Genomic DNA, 19385 nt, shown 5'->3' with positions numbered 1-19385 from the left:
TGGGTTCGGACAACGGGGGTCGGTTCGGTGATGAGTGGTCTTTCCTGGGAGTCGATGGTCGCCGCCCTCGGGCTCGCGATACCCGTCGGCGCCGCCCTGTGGGAGTTCGGTTTCGCCGGGCGCAAACGGCTCGGCTACCGCGTGCAGATGGACACCACCGCGAAGAACGCGGACACCCACCCGCACGCCGGAGTCCTCCGGCAGATGCAGCAGAACGGCACCTCGCTCGCCGACCCCTCCTTCGTCCTGCTCCGCATCCAGAACAGCGGCTGGACCCACATCGACGCCACCGACTACGTCGTACGCGACGACGACCAGGTCGGCATCCGGATCAACTTCCCCGGCCGCCGCGTCGACGGCATGGTCGTCACCGAGCTCAGCCACGACTACCTGCGCCCGTGCTTCGACGACGCCGCAGGGCTGCGCATGGACGACGGCCACATCGAACTGCCCCGCGTCCCCCTCAACCGCGGCACCCACTACAAGGTCCTCGCCGTCCTGGAACGCGACCCGGACTTCCCGGTCGGCGCGGCCTTCCCCGACCCTGTCGTCGTCGCGGGCATAAAGGGCGGCGTACGCGGCGGGCGGATCAAGAAGACCGAGAGCCACACCTTCGCCTCGAAGCCCGTCATGGTCTTCATCGCGCTCCTGGTACTCATCGCCGCCACCCAGTCCTTCACCTCGTTCACCAGGGACGACGCCCCCACCCAGGCCGCACCGGTGGACTGCGCCGAGGGCACGCTGACACTCTCCGGCTCCACCGCCTTCAAGAGCGCCGTCACCGACGCGGCGAAGCGGTACGTCAAGAAGTGCACGGGCGCCCGCATCCCCGTCACGGACGACACGTTCAAGGGCAGTGTCGCGGGCCTCGACACACTGGAAGCGGCGGGCAAGAAGAGAACCGAGGCGGCCAAGACTGCGGACGCGGGGCCCGGTCTGCCCGATCGTCTCGCCTTCACGGACGGCGCAAAGGGCGACGGCCGCCCCCAACTCCTCCCCCGCCCCGTCGCGCTGTCCCTCTTCACCCTCGCCGTCAACAAAGACGCCGGTGTCCAGGACCTCTCCCTCAAGCAGCTACGTCAGATCTACTCCGGCGACATCACTAACTGGCGTCAGGTGAACGGAAACAACGTCCCCATCCACCTCGTGAGCCGCCACCCCGGCTCCGGCACCCGTTCCACGCTCGTCCACCAAGTCCTCGACGATAAAGAGCTCCTCGAAGTCACCTCGGGGGACTGCGCGGGCATGGACCGCAGCAAGCCGGGCCGCTGCGAGGTCGGCGACACCGGCATCCTGCTGGACAACGTGGCCTCGATCCCGGGAGCCCTCGGTCACAGCGAGGCGGGCGCCGCGCTCACCCACGAAGGCCTCCAGCAGGTACGTATCGCCGGTTACCCGGCCACGGTGGAGGGCGCCGACGCGGGCGCGTACCCCTACTGGCAGACGGAGTTCGCCTACACCTACGGCGAACCGCCCGCCGACTCCGTGGCCGCGGGCTTCCTCCGCTACCTCACGGAAGGCGCGGGCAAGGACAGCCTCCCGGTCCACGGCCACCGCCCCTGCTCGGAACTGGAGAAGCCGCTGCTCTGCCGTCCGGTCGGTCAGTAGCGCTCCGTCGGTGCCGCACGCTCTGCGCCGGGAACGTCTGGCGTCAGCCCGCGGCGCCACTAGGGCCTGCCCGGTGGTCGTGCCGGACAGGCCCCTCGCTCCTCACCTCCTAGCCCCTGGTCCCCGGCCCCCGGCCCCGAAGAGGGATCAGCGCTTGAGCGTGAAGGTGAAGTCGCCGGTGAGCTTGCCGCTCAGCCGGACCGCCGATACGAGTTTCCCTTCCTTGATCAGTCTCTCGACCTCGGCCCGCGACAGACCGCAGCCTTCAGCGATGAGTCGCACCGGCCGGACGGGGATCCGCGCCGCGAAGCGGACCGAGATGTCGATCACCTCGCGGTCCAGGTGATCCGATCCGCCGGTGTCGAGACGCCAGGCGTCGTCCCAGTCGAGGGCTACGCGATCACGGCGCCGCACGACCGGATCCTGGAGCAACTCGGCTGCCAGAGCGGGGTCGTTGTCGTGCATCCGGTTCAGCAGCTCAGGCCGTACGGAGCGCACGTTCATCCGCTCGAAGACCGTGAGCTTGGCGGTCTCCCCGCACCCGGTGCAGAGCACGAGGAGCCAGGCGTCGATGAGTTTGTGATGGGCGTTGACGCGAAATTTGCCGTTTGCCCGGAAGCGCTCGGAGGCGCAGGTGTGGCAACGGCGGCGAACGAGTGGCAGGCGCATGGGCATGACAACCCAGCTATTGAGCACAGAAGTACACCGGTTCCAGTGAGAAATCCGCAGTAAAAAGGAGCGCGGCGCACAGGTGCGACGCGCGACAGATCAGCGCTCAGGAGGTCTCACACGGTGTACAACGGGACGTCCTTGCCTAGACGACGTGGCTCGGCAGCACGGTAGCGGCGCACAGCGGCGCCGCTCCACCGGTTTTACAGCGCCCTACCGGTTTCGCAGCGCCCCACCGGCTTTACACCGGTTCCAATGGGCTCCCCACCGACTTTTGCAGCGCCCTACCGCGGCTCTACAGCGCCCCACCGCCGCCGCTCTCACTCGCCAACGTCCGCCGACGGCGACGCCTCGAGCGCTTCGGCGGCACGGGTGAGCCAGACATGAATCTCCCGCCACTGCTCCGGCGAGTCGAGTCGGGCGCGCAGGGTGTCCTCGATGCCTTCGATCTCGCTGGACGCCTTGGCGAGCGTGGCGGTGCCGTGTTCGGTGAGCGACAGGGTGCGGTGGCGGCCGGTCATGTCGGCACGGTGGACGAGTCGGGCGCGTACGAGGGCGTCGATGACGCGCAGCATGGTGGGCGCGGTGACGAAGGCCCGCCCCGCCAGTTCCGCGTTGCTCATGCCGGGGCTCCTGGTCAGCAGGTTCAACGCCGTGTACTGGGGCCCGGTGAGCCCGTGCGCGGCCAACCTGGTGTCCATCTCGCGACGCATGGCCTGCTGCAGGCGCTTGACGGCGAATCCGAGCGAGGCGGAGGGATCAAAGTGCGCATCCATGATCTGCATGCTACGTTGACCAACCATTAGCCCCCTAATCGTTGCCGCCTTGATCGTTCTGGAGGACTCCCCATGAGCACGACCAACCCCACCGGCCTGGACTTCGTATCTCTTCAGGTCAGCGACATCGACCGTTCCTACGCGTTCTACTGCGACACGCTGGGCCTTCCCGCCGCGCCGTCCAGCCCGCCCGGCGTGCAGCTCATCACCACCCAGCCGGTCTCCATGGCACTGCGCACCGACGTCACCCCGCAGCCGGGAACCGCCGGACACGGCGTGACGCTCTGGATCCGCGTGGACGACGTCGACACTCTCCACAAGACGGTGACGGCGAGCGGCGCGAAGGCGGAGGGGGAACCGGTGGACGGCCCCTTCGGGCGCATGTTCACCGTTGCCGACCCCGACGGCTACCGCCTCACCCTGCACAACGCCGGATGACAGAGGCGCATCACGCCCGGTCGACGGTGCGCGGCAGGCACGACCTGCGCCAGGCCCGGAACTTCCTAAAGCGTGGCCCCTGGAGAGCCGGGCCCCCCTTGAGGGAGCACTGCGGTTCGCCTATCGCGCACCGCCCGACCGGACCTCAGCCGACCTCGTTCTCCGCGATCGCGCTGCCCCGCACCGTCACGTCGCCGCCGTAGAACAGACCGGTGAAGACCGGGCTGTAGGTCAGCTGGACCTCGACCTCGACCTGATTCGCGTTCGCCGTCACGCAGTGCGTCGCCGCGACGTCGGCGCCGTTCATGTCCGTCGAGCGGGCGTAGGCCTGGGCTCGCGCGCCGCAGTTCTCGTAGTTGATGGGCGCGCCCTTGACACCTTCGTAGATGCCCTCGCGGTCGACGTCCTGCGCCGCGTAACGCGCTGCCTGCTCGGCGATGTCAGCTGCCCGCTCCCGCTTGGAGATGGACAGGCCGCCGTCGATGACGAAGGCCGAGAGCGAGAGGAAGACGAGCGCGAAGATGATGACGGCGCCCGCGCCCGAGCCACGGTCGTCGAGGCGTGCGCGGCGGACGGCGACCCAGTCCCGTACGACGGGAACGATGCTCACACCGACCTCCGGTACGGGTCGAGCGAGGAGCTGAAGCTGGCCGTCAGTGTGGTCGGCACATCGAGACCGAGCATGTCCAAGCCCCTCACCTTGCAGCTCACTTCGACCGTGAAGAACGGGTCGACCTCGGCGCTGAAGCCCGCGCTCGTCTTGCGGACGTCGACCGGTCCGGAGCAGACGTCGGCGAGGTCCGCCTCCGCTGCCGCCTTCGCCTCGGCCATCGCCGTGCCCTGGTCCTTCTGGATCGAGCCCGCGCGCGCCGCGTCCCGTGCCGCTCCGTCGACGGCTCCTCGGCCGTCGACGAGCTGGCCGAAGGCCACCAGGACCAGGATGAAGAGGATCATCACGGGAGCGAGAATGACCACCTCGATGGTCGACAGGCCCCGATCGTCCGCCCTGAGGTCGTCCGCCCGCAGGTCGTCCGCCCGCAGGTCGTCCGCCCGGGGGTCGTCCGCCCGGGGGTCGAGCGCCCCGAGGCCCTGCGCCCCGAGGTCGAGCGCGCGGCGCCGACGCATGGCACGTGCCCGTGCCCGTACGTTCCTCATCAGCCGCCCTCACCCTCCTCGACGAACCGCTCCACCGGGCCGGAGGACTGTGCGTGCACCGTCAGGTCGAGGCCGGGGAAGACCGAGGGTACGTTCGCGGTGATCTCCACCCCGACCGTGTTCGCCTTCGGCTGGATCGTCTTCACGTCGGGGCCGAGCACCAACTGCGGCCCCAGCTGCTGGATGTAGGCGTCGACCACGTCGCGCGAGTTGCCCCGCCAGCCGCCCGGGTTCTCGTCGGCCGTCGCACGGGCCTTGCGCGCGCCCGCCTGGGCCGCCGCCTGGGCGACGTGGTCCGCGAAGAAGTACAGCGCGAACTGCACCGTCGCGAAGATCATGAAGAAGAGGACCGGAGTGAGCAGCACGAACTCGATCGCGGTCATGCCGGATTCACCGCGGGTGGAGGCTGCCTCCACCCTGCGGCGTACCCATCGCTTCACGCACCCGCGCACTCGTCCCCGCCTTCGTTCCCCGGTAACCGATTGATCAGCAGGTCTTGCCGGCGTCCGCACCCTCGATGCAGTCGCCGACCTTGTCGGCGCCGCCCTTGAGCGCGGTGTTGATGATCGCGGCCACCACGCCGACGATCGCCACGACGACCGCCGAGATGATGACCCACTCGACCGCGGACGCACCACGGTCGAGCTCGCCGGAGCGGGCACGCTGCACGCGGCCCTGCAGGAAGGTGATCACGAGGTCCAGACCGGGGTTGCCGGTACTGAAGTTCCGTCCGTTCATGGTGAGTTGTCCTTTCAGGAGTGGGGGGAGGGTCCCGGGCCGCCGCCGTCCGCCGGCCCGTCCATCGCCGTGGCGGTCGCTAGACCTGGAACACGCGCATGGCCGCCGGGAAGATGAGGAAGACCAGGAAGCCGGCGCAGAGAAGGAGCTGGGCGACGAGCATCGACTGGGACTTCTCGCCCGCGCTGCCCTCGATCTCGGCCATCTCGCGGTGCCGCATCGTCTCCGCGCGGGAGGCGAGCGACTCGCGCACCTTCGCGCCGTCGTCCGCCACCAGGGCGAGCGAGGCCGACAGGTCCTTGAGCTCTTCGATGCCCAGTTCCTCGCCCAGGGTGCCAAGGGCCTGCCACTGGCTGATGCCGGTGATCCGGGCGTCGGCCAGAGCGTTCCGGATACGTTGCGTCGCCCACCCGTCCGAGATCTCCGCCGCCGCCATCAGGGCCTCGGGAAGACCCCGGCCGCCCGCCAGGCTCATCGACACCAGGTCCAGATAGGCGCCGATGACGCGGCGCAGGTCGCGTCGCTTCTCAGCGGCGTCGCGGCGCACCTCGAGGTCGGGCAGGAAGAAGAACAGTGCGCCGAACATGAGGGCCAGCCAGACCGGGATGATCGGGCTGCTGCCGACCCCCAGCGTCCAGATGACGGCGAACAGGAACGGTCCGAAGAAGACGCCAGCGGCCGCGAGCAGTGTCTTCGTCGCCAGGAACTTCTCCCAGCTGCGATCGAGCACCGCGAGGTCGGCGCGCAGCGAACGCTGTTCCCAGCCCTGCTGCAAGTAGAAGTCGGCGACCCGCGTGCCGACGCGGGCGCGAGCCGAACCGAGCCGGCCCTTGTCGCCCTTGGTGTCTTCGGAGGAGGCGCGGTGCGACTCGTACGCCGCACCCCGCGCCCGCATCGCGTCGATCCGCGCGACCGTGGCGACGGCACTCCGCTTGGAGGGCATCAGGGCACGGATGAGGGCGTAGATGCCCAGGCCCATGATGGCGCCGATCACTATCGGCATCGTCAGGCTCATCGACGTACCCCCTCAGGATTCGAATAGCCCGGCTGACCAGGCTGACCCGGACCCGAACCCGGCTGCGGATGGCCGGGCTGGCCGTACGGACCCGCCGGGCCCGTCAGCGGCGCCTGCTCACCCGAACCGGCAGCCGCGCCACCCGCGGCACCCGGACCCCGCGGACGCACGAACTGCACGCCAGGCTCGTCCCTGACCAGGAAGCGGTCCGGGGTCTCGACCGTCGAGAGCTTGCGCAGCCACCAGAAGCCGAGTGCGAACAGGCCGCAGACGCAGGCGAGTACGAGCTGCCCGACCGCCGTGCCGTAGGGCGAGACGAAGTCGCGGTTGAAGATGGAGAGGCCGAGTACGAACGCGATCGACACCGCGACCACGATCTGCACCGAACGCCGCGTCGACGCCCGCTGCGACATCACGCGCTGGCGCATGTCGACCTCTTCGCGGGCCGACTTGGCGAGCGCGCCGAGCACCTGCCGCAGACCAGGACCACGCAGCTTCGCGTTCAGGATCAGCGCGGCCACGATGATGTCGGCCGACGCGTCGTCGATCTCGTCGGCAAGGACCTGAAGGGCGTCGGGAAGCGGCGTACGCGCACGCAGCCGGTCCACCAGGGCGTCCAGGTGCGGGCGCAGGACCGGCGCCGCGGCGCGTGCCGAAGCGGGGATCGCCTGCTCAAGGCCGACCGCGCCCGCGATGGTGTCGCGCAGGGACTCCGTCCAGGCGGCGAGGGCCTCGACGCGCTTCATCTGCGCGCGCTCCTCCTTCGCGCCGCCGAACAGCTTGTCCCAGAAGAAGATGAGGATGCCGGACGCGATGCCCGCGACCGCCCATCGCGTCAGAAGCAGCACCACCAGGCCTACGCCGATGGCGAGCGAGCCGCGCTGGCCCGCGAACCGGATGAGTTCGCTCATCCGCTCGCTGGCCCGCTGCTTCTCGTGCTCGGGCTTCACCGGCAGACCGCGCACCGCGATCGCGAGGACCGCGAGGCCACCGCCTACCGCGATGCCGCAGCCCAGTGCGTACAGGACGGGCAGCGAGAAGAGGCCGCCCATCGAGCCGAGTGAGTTCATGTCGTGCTCACCCCCATTGCCCGGCGGGGCGGTAGCCGAAGACGGCCAGGTCGTCCATGCAGGCGATCGGCGCGTGCGCGACGACCTGCCCGTTCGAGGCCTCCGCGAAGACCTCACTGGACAGGACGCGCCCGTCGACGCCGTTGACCTCGCGGACCGAGGTCACCATGCGCTGGAGCTTGCCGCCGGTCTGGTAGTTGTTGCGCCGCTGGATGAAGACGACGAAGTTGACGGCTCCGGCCACGAGCATCTGGCTCGCCTCGATGGGCAGCCGCTCGGTGGCCTGGAGTGCGTACGTCGAGATGCGGTTGAAGACCTCACTCGAACTGTTGGCGTGGATCGTGGAGAGCGAGCCGTCGTTGCCCTGCGACATCGCGTTGAGCATGGTCACGATCTCGTCGCCGAGGACCTCACCGACGATGACGCGGGAGGGGTTCATACGGAGCGAACGGCGCACGAGCTCCGCCATCGAAATGGTGCCCTGCCCCTCGGAGTTGGGCAGCCGCTCCTCGAACGCCACCACATTGGGGTGCAGATCGGCGTACTGGTCGAGGCCGAGCTCCAGGGCTCGCTCGACGGTCACCAGACGCTCGTGCGGCGGGATCTCGTTGGCGAGCGCGCGAAGCAGCGTCGTCTTCCCGGCGTTCGTCGCTCCGGCGATCATGATGTTCTTACGGGCCCGCACCGCGCACGCCATGAAGTGCGCGACCTCGGGCGTCACCGTGCCGTTGCCCACCAGGTCCGACATGAAGACCTTGCCCATGCGGGCACGTCGGATGGAGAGCGCGGGGCGCCGCGTGACGTCCATGACGGCCGACAGACGCGAGCCGTCGGGGAGCCGGAGGTCGAGCTGCGGGTTGGCGGAGTCGAACGGACGCGAGGAGAGACCGGAGTAGGCGCCGAGGATCTGGATGAGCTCGATGAGCTCTTCGTCGGTCTCTGCAACCGGGTCAGCCTTGGCCTCACGCCCGTCGGCGTATCCGACGAAGACCTGGTCGTACCCGTTGATGTCGATGTTCTCGACCTCGGGGTCGTCGAGCAGCGGCTGGAGCCGTCCGACGCCGAAGAGCGCGGCGTGCACGGCGGCCGCGTACTTCTCCTCGGTGTCCGCGTCCAGCGGGGTGCGCCCGGCGTTGATCTCTATCCGGGCGTACTCCTCCAGTATCTGGGCGATGACGGCGCGGGCGTACTGCCGCTCGTCCTCGCCCGACATGGGGGTGACGCCGGAGACCTGGTCCAGGCGGCGCTGCTCGGCGATGCGGTCACCGGCGTCCTGCCGGAACCGCTTCACGAGCTGGTGATCGACGGGAACGCTCATCGGCCTGCCCCGTGCGCGCCGGCTCCGTGCGCACCGGCTCCGTGCGCGCCCGCGTTCGGGTTGGCCCAGGCGGCGCCGTACTGCTGGTACAGGTCGACGGTGACCTTGCGGGCCGAGCGGATCAGCATCGACTTGTCGAGACGGCCACGCTTGCGGCCCGCCAACTGCTCGGCGCCCGCCGGGTCCTCGGCGAGCGTGCCGACGACGCGGGCGCCGGTCTGTGCGGCCACCAGCATGTCGTTGACCTGGTGGACGAGCTTGGCGGACGTCGAGGGGTCGGCGATCAGGAGTACGCCGATGAGCGGAGTCGCGAGCGATGCCGCCCCACGCGATCCGCCGTGCAGCTTGGCGGCGAGGGCGGCGGCACGGTCGCGTACGCGCGCGATGGCCTCGGGCTCGGTCCGCGAGACGAGCAGCACGAGGGCCGCCTGCGGGAAGAGCTCGACGGCCGGGGTGTCCCCACTGATACGACCGCAGTCGGCGATGACGTCGGCGGGCGCGTGCGGGGAGTCGGCGAGCTGCGAGAAGGCACGACCGAGGGTCGGCCAGAGCCCCGCGAGCCCGGCGGCCTGTTCGGCCACACCAAGACCCACGAGGACTTCGAGCCCACCGGCCAACGGCTGGGTGTGGTCCCAGAGTTGATCGGGCACGAGGCCGCGACGCGCGGTGGCCGCGATGCTGAGCATCCCGGTGTTGGGGTTGAGCGGTCCGCCGTGCGCGGCGGCGCTGCGGTAGACCAGGTCGCCGCCTGCGGGGTCGGTCTCCGCGACCAGCACGCGCCGCGGCCAGACGGCTGCGAGCGCGACGGCGGCGGTGGTGACTCCGGGAGACCCCTTGTCAGCGGCGAGAGCAATGAGCGCCATGTCTCTTCTACTCGCCTCTAGTTGCTGTTGGGAGACACTTGGACGAGAGCTACGGCGCCCGCGGACGCGGCCCTGGCGACGGCGGCCGCGTCGGCGCTGTCCACCTGGAGCGTGACGCCGAGGGCGCCGGTGCTCACGGTGGCGTCGCTCTTGCTGGCGACGGTGCTGACGCGGGCGGCCGAGACGATGGGCGAGTCACCCGCGCTCGATCCGGCGGAACCGCCGCTCTCCTTGGACCCCGAGGACGCGGAGTCGCCGACCTGGAAGACGTCCACGGTGTCGCCGGACTTCAGACCGTCCGCGGGGTACTGCCCCTCCTTGAGGGCAACACCCACGGCGGACTTGCCGGCGGGCAGGCCGCCCTTGCTGGAGAACATCTCGCCGACGACCACGGCACCCTTGGGGATGGTGTTGGTGGCCGTGAGCTTCTTCAGGTTCCCGAGCTGCGACCACTTGACGTAGTTGATGCTCGCGTCGTCGGCGACCATGACGGAGGTGACATTGTCCTTGGTCACCGCCCCGCCCGCCGAGATCTCCTCCGTCACCTTCACGACCTCCACACGCTCTCCCGCGCGCAGCACGAGGACGGTGGCGCCGAGCGCGCCGACAAGGATGAGCAGAACGGCCAGGGCGGCGAGTGCCGGTTTGCGCTCGCGAGGCGGCGCGGGAAGGCGCTCACCGACCGCTGGCTGAACCGGCGCGGCGGAACGGCTGTTGCCCGCCCCCGTACGCTCTTGGATCTTCACGCAACTGCTCCCCGCACGCCCAAGAAGATTCGGTCATTTTCAGACACTCGCGACTCTCTTCGCCCGCCTCGGGCGGGCTATTCAGCCCCAGGCACAGTGTCAAGTCATCGCACCGTATCAGCAGCACATAAGCCCCTCAAGGCGCGTTAAGACTGCTGCGGCCCGCACCCCTCATCGTTACCCACGCGCAATCCTTACTCCATGGTTCCCACGCATTCCCGCATCTCGGAAGGAGAAGGATGATGTGCGTTCGCGAATACTTACCGTTTGCGCAACGGGCGCTGTGGGGCGCGGTGATGAGGAACACCAACTGATCGGTGGCTGATGGACAGCTGATCCATCAGCCGCACGGATGACGCGGGGAGGGGCGGGAGTGGTTCCCGGTTGGGCGGAGTTCGGCCAAGTGTGGCTGGGTGCCTCTGTCTGCTCCTCGGACATCGGGCACGGTCCGACGTCAGCACACTCCGGCGCCCCGTCCTTGACGCCAACTCCGGCGCACCTCGTCCTCGACCTACACCTCGACGTACACGAGGAAGCGCTGCACGCTCACGGCCAGGACTTCGACGGCTGACGTGAGGTGGTAGGCCTGGCCCTCAACTCGCTCCGGTGGGGGCCGATACACGGTGTGAACGAAGAGCCCGCCGCCCATGTCCGGCAGGGTGAGGCGGTGCAGGCGTCGACAGAGGCGAGCGAGGTCACCGGAGACGGCTGAACACTCCGTCGTACTCAAGGGCGCCGCCCGCTTCTCCCTGGTGCACGACGATCGCGAAGCCGTCGGCCAGGCGGCACGGTGAACACCGGCCAGGCCGCCCTGTCGCGCAGCAGCTCCAGCGCGGCATCAGCAGCGTCGACGCCGAACACGTCCACGGGGAGACCGTCGCTGAGATCAGCGAGATGAGCAGCCCAGAACCCCGGTTCGTCCATCAGCGGCAGTCCGTCCACGACGGGGGCCGATGCGTACCAATGCCATGCCATCACCATGCCGGGATTTCTACTGGAGGGCTCCATTCCGGCATTCGAGGAGCGCCATTCGTCCGTGCTACGACCGAAGTGGGGCACTTTGTGCGGCCATTTGCCTCACGAGACATTCACTACTCGGCAAAGTGAAACCTGGCGAAGGCATTGACCAATTCAGTACCTTCAGATGGCTTGAAGAACTGTCGCCCCACCGGGAGTCACACGTGAACCGCAGTCGCACCCTGCCCGTCGCCGTCGTCTCGCTGACGGCTGCCGCTGCTCTGCTTCTGACCGGGTGCGGGGGTGGGGACGACAAGGACTCGGGCAAGGACAAGATCGCTGGCGCTGATGAGGGCGGCAAGAAGAGTTCGTCGCCGAGTGCAGAGAAGAGCGAGTCACCGGTGATCGACCGCCCCGCGATGAAGCTTCCCTCGGACGTTGACCTCGTCTTCGAGGAGAGCAGCCTTCCGGACGCCGACCAGGCATCGGCCGCGAAGGATGCGCAGAACTTCGTGACGGCGATCCGGTACGGAATCGTGAAGCAGGATCCGGAAGACGCCGCGTACAAGTTCTACTCGGAATACCAGGGGCCGGCGTTCAAATACGCGAAAGACCTGATCAAGAAGAACGTCGACGCCGGTTACACGGTCACGGGTGAGCAGAACTTCAGCGGCACCAAAGTTGAAGTGGTGAAGAGCAAGAAGTCGGCTGTCGTCACTTTCTGCAGCGACGCCACCAAGTTCTTCAGCAAGGAAGTCAAGACGGAGAAGGTGCATCGCACCAAGCCGAGCGTCCAGGATTTCGCCTCTTGGGAGATCCTCATGACCGCCTCCGACAGCAACAAGGGTCTGTGGAGGGCCAAGCAGGCTCAGGTGCGCGACGGGGTTGAGGAGTGCAGGTCATGATAGTGCGGAAGCCGCTGCTTCTACTGACTGCCAGCATCTCGCTGGTACTTGCGGCCGGAAGCCCGGCCTTGGCAGGTACGGAGTTCGGCGACGGGAACGTGTCCGGGAAGAAGGACGGCAACACCGTGGCCGCCGTAGCCCAGATCCGCTACACCTCCACCGGCAACAAGACCGGTGGCGGCCGCGTGGCCTCCGTCGACACCAACTGGACGCCGCCCGCCTGCTGGTACGCGCCGGAGTGGAAGGCCACCGAGTTCCAGGAGTACCGCCAGCGCCTGTACTTCGGCGCGCGGCACGACCCTGACGCGCCGCGCGATGTTCTGGGTGACATGTCGGATCAGAACCAGGCGTACGCCAAGGACGGGTACAACATCGACAAGGAGAAGGACGGCATGTGGTGGGGGCCTCAGCAGAACCCCAACGCCTCCATGGCCGACCAGTTCAAGTGCGACAGGGAGCCGTTCTGGGTCGAGAACGGTGAGACCCCGGACGTGCCGCAGGCCATCGACCCGGAGACACTCGCGGGCCTCGCGTACGAACGGATCCAGGTCCCCGGCACCAAGGTCAGCCTCGCCCCTGACGGCCCCTCCAAGGTGAATCTCCCCACCTGGGCCTGGCTCGACAAGGGTGACTTCAAGCCCGTGTCCGTCACCGCATCGCTCGACGTACCCGGCCTGCACATCGAGGCCACCACGACCGCGAAGCCCACCGCGCTCAGCATCAAGCCGGGCACCGAGGACGCCGTGCGCATCCCCGCGTCCGGCAAGTGCGAGCTCAACGACGACGGTTCGATCGGTGAGCCGTACGCCAAGGGCAAGGCGAAGCAGACGCCGCCCTGTGGCGTCACCTATCAGCGCTCTTCCGGCAACGGCACCTTCAACCTCCAGGCCACAGCGACCTGGGAAATCGCCTGGACGGGCACGGGCGGCGCGGGCGGCGACCTCCCCGACGGCGAGTACGGCAACGACCAGCCGGTCACCGTCGAGGAGATCCAGTCCATCAACCGCTGACGTTCCGTCGCCGTGAGGGCGGGCATCGGCGCCGTCTCGTGCGCCGAACACCGTCTACCACTCGACCACTCGTCGCCGCGCCCAGAAGGCGCCCTCTGACAGCGCCTTTTTACCACTGCATGATCAAACAGATACGCGTCCTAGACTCGTTCCGGTTACGGTCGAGTCGGTATGCGTACGGTGGGACCACGGGGGCGGTCGGTAGTCATGGGTGACCTGGGCAAGGACTCGGAGTCGATAGCGAAGGCGGCGCCGCTGCTGCGAAGGGCTCCGCATCACATCGCTAAGCCGCTGCATGATTTCAAGGCGGAGTCGCATGACCTGTCGGCGCTGGGCGCGCTGGGGGCGTTGACGAGCGCGACGGATGATGTACGCGAGGGCATGGAGACGCTGTCCGAACTGGCCAAGGATCTTGTCGATGAGTGGCATGCCGAGGCGAAGCTGATGACGGATCTGTCCGAGGCGTTCGATGCGCTGGACGTGCTGATCGAGGCCGCCCTGCGCGCCGAGAAGCAGGGCTGAGCCCGGTGGTCGACCTCAACCCTCTGCACTACATCAACAAGTTCAACCACATGGCCGGCGACAACATGGCCAGCATGATGGAGTTCCTGGGGATCTCCGACCCGGCCGTGGACCCCGACGGCATCCGGGAGATCGCCAAGAAATGGCGTGGCCTGGCCAAGGCGGTCGATGCCTCGGTGAAGGAGGCCGAGCAGGCACTGCGGGACGTGACCTGGGAGGGCAAGACCGCCTCCGCGTTCAGCAAGCGGGCCAAGAAGACCCGTACGCAGGCGACCACGATGGCCGACTCGCTGCGCGACGGTGCGGACGCGCTGGACAAGTTCGCCGACGAGGCGCACGAGCTCCTTACCGAACTCAACGTGATCATCCTGGAGATCATCGAGGTCGAGCTGGCAGGCCTCGCCCTCTCCGTCCTGACCGGCGGCGCGTCCGCGGTGGTCGGCAGCCTGGCGGCGGGTGCCCGGTTCGCGAAGGCGATGGCGGTGATCGGCCGGATCGAACACGCCGGCACGGCGATGGCCCGCACCATCCGCGCGGTACTCGAAGTCATCCGCGGCCTCTCCCGGGCACTGAAGGCGCTCAAGGAGATCAAGACGATCGCGCGGATCGGGAAGATGGCCGGCTCCGGCGCCAAATACGCCGCCCTGGACACTCTGCTCAAAGACCCCGCCACCTTCAAGGACCCGGCCAAGCTGGCCGAGACCCTGGCGATGGGCGCCGCGCTCGGCGTGGGCCTGGGCGGCCTGGGCAAGCTGCTCGGCAAGGGCCTTGGCAAGCTCAAGCCCAAGGACCTGGCCAAGCTGCGCGGCGCGATGAAGCTCAACTGCGCCTCGTTCCAACGGCTTTCGATGCGCCCCGGCTTCGACAAACTCCCCGCATCGGTGCGCAACGCGCTCAAGAAGTTCGTGCGGGACCCGATAGACGTGGCCACCGGCGACATGGCCCTCACGCGTACGGACGTCCAGCTGCCGGGCGTACTGCCCCTGCTCCTGGAGCGCACGCACCTCTCCTCCTACCGCTTCGGAGGCTGGTTCGGAACCTCCTGGGCCTCGACGCTCGACCAGCGCGTGCAGGCCGACGACGAGGGATTCATATACGCGGCAGCAGACGGCGCCCGCCTCTGCTTCCCCATGCCGGACCCGGAGACGGGCGGCCCGGTCACCCCGGAGACACCCGGCTCACGCCTCACCCTGGCCTGGGACGAGGAGATGGACGGCGCCATCCGGGTCACGGACCCGGACACCGGCCTGACCCAGGTGTTCCACAGCCCGGTCCCGGCGGCCGACGGCGAAGCGGTCGACCTCCCGCTCCAATACATCCAGGACCGCAACGGCAACCGCATCACCATCGAGTACGACGAGGCCGACATCCCCGCGGCGGTGGTGCACTCGGGCGGCTACCACATAGCCCTGGACCGCGACGACTCCCGCTCCCGCATCACGGGCCTACGCCTGCTCGACCCCGCGCACCCGGCGGCACCCGGCACCACTCTGATCACCTTCGGCTACGACGAGACCGGCCGCCTCACCGAGGAGACCAACTCCTCGGGCCTGGCCATGCGCTACACCTACGACAACACGGGCCGCATCACCTCCTGGACCGACCGCAACGACACCACGTATTGGTACCGCTACGACGCCCAGGGCCGCGTCACCGAAACGGGCGGCACCGGCAACGCCCTGGCCTCCACCTTCACGTACGAGGACACCACACACACCACCCGAGTCACGGACTCCCTCGGCCACACCCGCGTATACGAACACAACGACTCGTACCGCTTGGTCCGCGAGACGAACCCGCTCGGTGAGATCACCACCCAGGAATGGGACGACGAGCACCAACTGACCGCGTTCATCAATCCGCTCGGGCACACCACTCGATATCGATACGACGAACATGGGCGAGTGGTGTCGGTGACCCGCCCGGACGGCCAGGACACGACCGCCACGTACAACGAACTCGCACTGCCCACGACGGTCACGGAAGGTGACCGGATCCTGTGGCAACGGGAGTACGACGAGCGCGGAAATCTCACCAGCGTCACGGACCCGGCCGGAGCCGTGAACCGATCCAGCTACAACGAGGCCGGTCATCTGACCACAACCACGGACGCGCTCGGCCACACGACGCGCGTGCGCTGTGACCCTGCCGGACTCCCCACCAGCGTCACTGATCCGCTGAGCGCGACGACGCGATACGAACGAGACGCGTTTGGGCGGCCTGTCGCGTTCACCGATCCGCTCGGCAACGTGACACGACTGAAGTGGACCGTTGAGGGAAGCCTCGCGCTTCGTTCCGCCCCTGACGGCAGCACCGAATCGTGGACCTACGACGGTGAAGGCAACTGCACCAGCCACACGGACACGCTGGGTGCGGTCTCCCGCTACGAGTACACCCACTTCGACCTGCTCGCCGCGCGCACGAACGCCGCCGGTGTCCGCCATGCGTTCACCCACGACAGCGAACTGCGGCTCGTTCAGGTCACGAACCCGCAGGGACTGACCTGGAATTACGAGTACGACCAGGCCGGGCGCCTGCAATCCGAAACGGACTTCGACGACCGTCGGCTCAGCTACCGCTACGACGTAGCCGACCGGCTCGTCTCCCGCACGAACGCACTCGGCCAGTCGACGTACTTCGCCCATGACGAGCTTGGGCAGATCGTGCGCCAGTCGGTTGAGGGTGTGAGCACCAGCTTCACTTACGACCCATCCGGACTGATGACACGAGCTGTCACTGCCCAGAATCAGGTCGACTTCCACCACGACTTCAACGGCCGCCTTCTCTCGGAATCGGTCAACGGCCGAACCACCTCCTACCGCTACGACGCCCTGGGCCGCCGCATCAGCCGCACCACACCGAGCGGCGCCACCAGCAGCTACGCGTACGACGCCGCAGGCAACCTCACCGGGCTGAACTCAGGTGGTCGCCAGGTCGACATCGAGTACGACCCGTCCGGTCAGGAGGTGACCAGGCGAGTCGGCGCCGCCATCGGCGTGGCGCACACCTTCGACGCCGTTGGCCGGCTGACCGGACAGTCGGTCACGGGGGCAAGCGGGCGTTCGATCCGTCGGCGCGCGTACGACTACCGTTCCGACGGCAACCTGGTTCGGCTCGACGACGATCTCGAAGGCACCCGTCACTTCGACCTGGACCCGACGGGTCGAGTCACCTCGGTGCGGGGGGCGGACTGGACCGAGAGCTACACGTACGACGCGGTGGGCAATCAGACGGCCGCCTCCCACCCTGGCTCTCACTCGGGCGTGGAGGCCGACGGCGCCCGTACATACGCGGGCACCCGCATCACCAAGGCCGGAACCGTCCGCTACGAGCATGACGCGCTGGGCCGTATAGTCCTGCGGCAGAAGACCCGTCTGTCCCGCAAACCGGACACCTGGCGGTACACCTGGGACGCCGAAGACCGGCTCGCCTCGGTCATCACACCCGACGGGACCAACTGGCGCTATCTCTACGACCCGCTGGGCCGGCGTATCGCCAAGCAACGGCTGGCTGCAGACGGTCTCTCCGTGGCCGAGCAGGTCGACTTCACCTGGGACGGCACAACACTCTGCGAGCAGACCACCACTGCCGACGAACTGCCGAGCCCCGTCACCCTCACCTGGGATCACCACGACCTGCACCCTGTCGCTCAGACCGAGCGCATCACTGCGGCCGACGCCTCTCAGGAGGAGATCGACTCCCGGTTCTTCGCGATCATCACCGACCTCGTCGGCAGCCCCACAGAACTCCTCGACGAAGACGGCGCCACCGTCTGGCGCGCCCGTTCCACGCTGTGGGGAAAGACCGCATGGGCGGCGAACAGCACGGCGTACATCCCCTTGAGATTTCCGGGGCAATACTACGACCCCGAAACTTCCCTGCACTACAACCACTTCCGCTACTACGACCCCGAGAACGCCCGCTACCTCACACCCGATCCCCTCGGCCTTGCTCCTGCAGACAATCCCAACAGCTACGTTGACAACCCGCAGACGTGGACAGACCCTCTCGGGCTCTCTCCATGTGTCAGAGGCAAGTGGGCGGACAAGGCTGACTTCTCGAGCCAGAAGGTGATGAGTAAGAAGTTCCACGCCCACGCGAAGGACTTCATGGACAATCCGGGAAACCTCAACGGAGCCAACCTCAAGGCCTTCGAAAAGTCCATGAAAGAGCATATGACGTCTCCGGAGGCAAAGATCTTCCGGTACAACTACCGTAAGCAAGGTCAGGCGGTGGGCTTCATCGATCCGCAATCGCTCAAGATGGTCATGCTCCGCGCTGACGGGAAGTTCTGGTCGGCCTTCCAACTCAACAAGAACCAGTTCTCGGACATTGTGCAGCGAGGATTCCTGTGGTGAACGAAGAGGAACAGCCGCAGATGGGCGGCGGCAAGGACGGGATACTGAACAGCCTTGTCTCCGGGCTGCGCTCTTTCAGGCAAGAGTGGCTCTCTGAGGGGAACAGGCGGGTAGTGCCGCTGCCGTCCCACTCCCGTATGGACGAGCACTTGGCACGCCGCATGAGCTCAGGAGCCGCACAGACCGGTCACGATCACCTCATCGCAGGTCTCTTGGGTGACACCGGCGTACAGCAGCCGGAGATCGAGATTCCTGCGTCCCAGGGGCGCATCCTCCAAGGACTCCCCTGGCGCGATGAGAACTTCGTGATCGCACTGCCGGACATCTCCGGCGCGCTCCTCGTGACAGACCAAGGCTATTCCTTGATCGCCGGAGGGGATGACTTCCTCAGGTACGGAGTCCCCGAGGGAGACGATCAAGCTGTCATTGATTTCAAGCGATATGCGAAGCGCGTCGGCCGCAGCCATCCAGCCACGCTCGCACTTTCGAAGAAGTTCTGGCCGACTGAGGTGGCATGGGCGTCGAAGAGCGACGTTGCCGCGGGAACCGCCACCGCGGAACAGGTGTCGCTCATGAAATCCTTCGTCGCCGACGAAATCAGCGCGGAGACCTTTGCCGTGTCATGGCTGGACGCCCGACGGCGTGCTCTGCGGCTGCACGAACGCCTGCGGGAGCCCTTCTCCCGGATCCTCGACCAGGTCTTCTATGCGCTTGACGACTACGTCATCGATCGTGGACTCCGAGATCCGGACGACATGACGGATGAACAACTGCAGGTGATCACCCGTGAGCGCCTCGCTGAGATCAACGCCCTTGAGAACGACTCGCGTTCATGAGCAGATTGCACCCTGACCCGTCAGGCGTGACTTCACGTGAGGATCTGTCAGTCTTCCTCTTGGAGTTGGCGCGGAACGTGGCGGCCGGTCGTTTCCCTATGGAACACGAGACGTCGATCGACTACGTACAGGCGGCTGGCTACTGGGTCCGCTCCATGGAAGGTTTCTTCGCCAATCGCGGCGAGGAGGCGCCGGATTGGAGCACGATCGCCGTGATCTTCTCTGCCGCGTTCGTCTACGAATGACCGCCGGTTCAATGGCTCGCCCCGCGACAAGGACCCGAAGGCGCCCAAGCCCCTCGACCGCAGTAGCTCGCTTGAGCAACTGGAGGGTCGGCGCTGGCCAGAGCGCCCCGCAGACGCGACCCCCATGGTCCAGAGCATGCACGAACTGCTACGCCG

21 protein-coding genes are annotated in these 19385 nt (G+C 67.5%); 8 read left to right on the top strand and 13 right to left on the bottom strand.

What is annotated here, in order from left to right; all coding sequences use genetic code 11:
• Nucleotides 1–30: 30 nt before the first annotated feature.
• On the top strand, nt 31–1608 hold the full coding sequence (locus ACZ5CR_RS27285; RefSeq protein WP_468861968.1) for a PstS family phosphate ABC transporter substrate-binding protein: 1578 nt from the start codon (nt 31–33) through the stop codon (nt 1606–1608).
• Between the two features lie 147 nt (nt 1609–1755).
• Here ACZ5CR_RS27285 and ACZ5CR_RS27280 read toward each other — a convergent pair whose 3' ends face one another.
• Both ACZ5CR_RS27280 and ACZ5CR_RS27275 read right to left on the bottom strand, forming a co-directional pair.
• Nucleotides 1756–2304, bottom strand: coding sequence for a DUF1062 domain-containing protein (locus tag ACZ5CR_RS27280; protein WP_468861966.1), 549 nt, complete (start codon nt 2302–2304; stop codon nt 1756–1758).
• Nucleotides 2305–2597: 293 nt separating this feature from the next.
• Nucleotides 2598–3053, bottom strand: a complete 456-nt coding sequence (locus tag ACZ5CR_RS27275; protein WP_468861965.1) for a MarR family winged helix-turn-helix transcriptional regulator — start codon at nt 3051–3053, stop codon at nt 2598–2600.
• A 72-nt stretch (nt 3054–3125) separates the two neighbouring features.
• Here ACZ5CR_RS27275 and ACZ5CR_RS27270 point away from each other — a divergent pair, with 72 nt between their 5' ends.
• Nucleotides 3126–3491 (top strand): VOC family protein, encoded by a 366-nt coding sequence (locus tag ACZ5CR_RS27270; protein ID WP_468861963.1) that lies wholly within the window; start codon nt 3126–3128, stop codon nt 3489–3491.
• Between the two features lie 145 nt (nt 3492–3636).
• Here the strand turns inward: ACZ5CR_RS27270 and ACZ5CR_RS27265 are convergent, their stop codons facing one another.
• The 11 genes from ACZ5CR_RS27265 to ACZ5CR_RS27215 all read right to left on the bottom strand — a co-directional run bounded on the left by ACZ5CR_RS27265 (nt 3637) and on the right by ACZ5CR_RS27215 (nt 11377).
• On the bottom strand, nt 3637–4095 hold the full coding sequence (locus ACZ5CR_RS27265) for a pilus assembly protein TadG-related protein (RefSeq protein ID WP_468862165.1): 459 nt from the start codon (nt 4093–4095) through the stop codon (nt 3637–3639).
• A gap of 2 nt (nt 4096–4097) precedes the next feature.
• Nucleotides 4098–4532 carry a TadE/TadG family type IV pilus assembly protein gene (locus ACZ5CR_RS27260; protein WP_468862163.1) on the bottom strand — a complete coding sequence of 145 codons (435 nt, stop codon included), beginning with the start codon at nt 4530–4532 and terminating at the stop codon, nt 4098–4100.
• Between the two features lie 113 nt (nt 4533–4645).
• Nucleotides 4646–5029, bottom strand: a complete 384-nt coding sequence (locus ACZ5CR_RS27255) for a TadE family protein (RefSeq protein ID WP_389912520.1) — start codon at nt 5027–5029, stop codon at nt 4646–4648.
• Between the two features lie 103 nt (nt 5030–5132).
• A complete protein-coding gene (locus ACZ5CR_RS27250) occupies nt 5133–5384 on the bottom strand; it encodes a hypothetical protein (RefSeq protein ID WP_453536058.1) in 252 nt (83 codons plus the stop codon).
• 79 nt (nt 5385–5463) lie between these two features.
• Nucleotides 5464–6399: a type II secretion system F family protein gene (locus tag ACZ5CR_RS27245; protein ID WP_389912526.1), complete on the bottom strand. Its 936-nt coding sequence runs from the start codon at nt 6397–6399 to the stop codon at nt 5464–5466.
• The gene (locus ACZ5CR_RS27240; protein ID WP_468861961.1) at nt 6396–7469 is read right to left on the bottom strand and encodes a type II secretion system F family protein; all 1074 of its coding nucleotides are present in this window, start codon (nt 7467–7469) and stop codon (nt 6396–6398) included. The genes ACZ5CR_RS27245 and ACZ5CR_RS27240 overlap by 4 nt, the downstream gene beginning before the upstream one ends.
• Nucleotides 7470–7476: 7 nt before the next feature.
• On the bottom strand, nt 7477–8787 hold the full coding sequence (locus ACZ5CR_RS27235) for a CpaF family protein (RefSeq protein ID WP_468861959.1): 1311 nt from the start codon (nt 8785–8787) through the stop codon (nt 7477–7479).
• Complete coding sequence (locus ACZ5CR_RS27230; RefSeq protein ID WP_468861957.1) at nt 8784–9650, bottom strand: hypothetical protein; 867 nt, start codon at nt 9648–9650, stop codon at nt 8784–8786. The genes ACZ5CR_RS27235 and ACZ5CR_RS27230 overlap by 4 nt, the downstream gene beginning before the upstream one ends.
• Before the next feature lie 17 nt (nt 9651–9667).
• A complete protein-coding gene (locus ACZ5CR_RS27225; RefSeq protein WP_468861955.1) occupies nt 9668–10396 on the bottom strand; it encodes an RcpC/CpaB family pilus assembly protein in 729 nt (242 codons plus the stop codon).
• A 511-nt stretch (nt 10397–10907) separates the two neighbouring features.
• Nucleotides 10908–11126 carry a hypothetical protein gene (locus ACZ5CR_RS27220; RefSeq protein WP_468861953.1) on the bottom strand — a complete coding sequence of 73 codons (219 nt, stop codon included), beginning with the start codon at nt 11124–11126 and terminating at the stop codon, nt 10908–10910.
• Nucleotides 11123–11377, bottom strand: coding sequence for a hypothetical protein (locus tag ACZ5CR_RS27215; RefSeq protein WP_468861950.1), 255 nt, complete (start codon nt 11375–11377; stop codon nt 11123–11125). The genes ACZ5CR_RS27220 and ACZ5CR_RS27215 overlap by 4 nt, the downstream gene beginning before the upstream one ends.
• A 122-nt stretch (nt 11378–11499) precedes the next feature.
• Here ACZ5CR_RS27215 and ACZ5CR_RS27210 point away from each other — a divergent pair, with 122 nt between their 5' ends.
• The 6 genes from ACZ5CR_RS27210 (at nt 11500) to ACZ5CR_RS27185 (ending at nt 19229) form a co-directional block, all read left to right on the top strand.
• Nucleotides 11500–12258, top strand: coding sequence for a hypothetical protein (locus ACZ5CR_RS27210; protein WP_468861948.1), 759 nt, complete (start codon nt 11500–11502; stop codon nt 12256–12258).
• Nucleotides 12255–13268 (top strand): hypothetical protein, encoded by a 1014-nt coding sequence (locus ACZ5CR_RS27205; protein WP_468861946.1) that lies wholly within the window; start codon nt 12255–12257, stop codon nt 13266–13268. Before ACZ5CR_RS27210 ends, ACZ5CR_RS27205 begins: the two co-directional genes overlap by 4 nt.
• A 207-nt stretch (nt 13269–13475) precedes the next feature.
• A complete protein-coding gene (locus tag ACZ5CR_RS27200; RefSeq protein WP_468861944.1) occupies nt 13476–13790 on the top strand; it encodes a hypothetical protein in 315 nt (104 codons plus the stop codon).
• Between the two features lie 5 nt (nt 13791–13795).
• Nucleotides 13796–18148, top strand: a complete 4353-nt coding sequence (locus ACZ5CR_RS27195; protein WP_468861942.1) for a DUF6531 domain-containing protein — start codon at nt 13796–13798, stop codon at nt 18146–18148.
• Complete coding sequence (locus tag ACZ5CR_RS27190; protein WP_468861940.1) at nt 18145–18984, top strand: colicin immunity domain-containing protein; 840 nt, start codon at nt 18145–18147, stop codon at nt 18982–18984. Before ACZ5CR_RS27195 ends, ACZ5CR_RS27190 begins: the two co-directional genes overlap by 4 nt.
• A complete protein-coding gene (locus tag ACZ5CR_RS27185; RefSeq protein WP_468861937.1) occupies nt 18981–19229 on the top strand; it encodes a DUF7660 family protein in 249 nt (82 codons plus the stop codon). Before ACZ5CR_RS27190 ends, ACZ5CR_RS27185 begins: the two co-directional genes overlap by 4 nt.
• The last annotated feature ends 156 nt before the right edge of the window (nt 19230–19385 follow it).

The sequence above is a fragment of the Streptomyces sp. NPDC031274 genome (assembly GCF_055570235.1).
The sequence above is the reverse complement of the archived record's forward strand: the minus strand, read 5'-3'. Positions and strand labels throughout refer to the sequence as shown.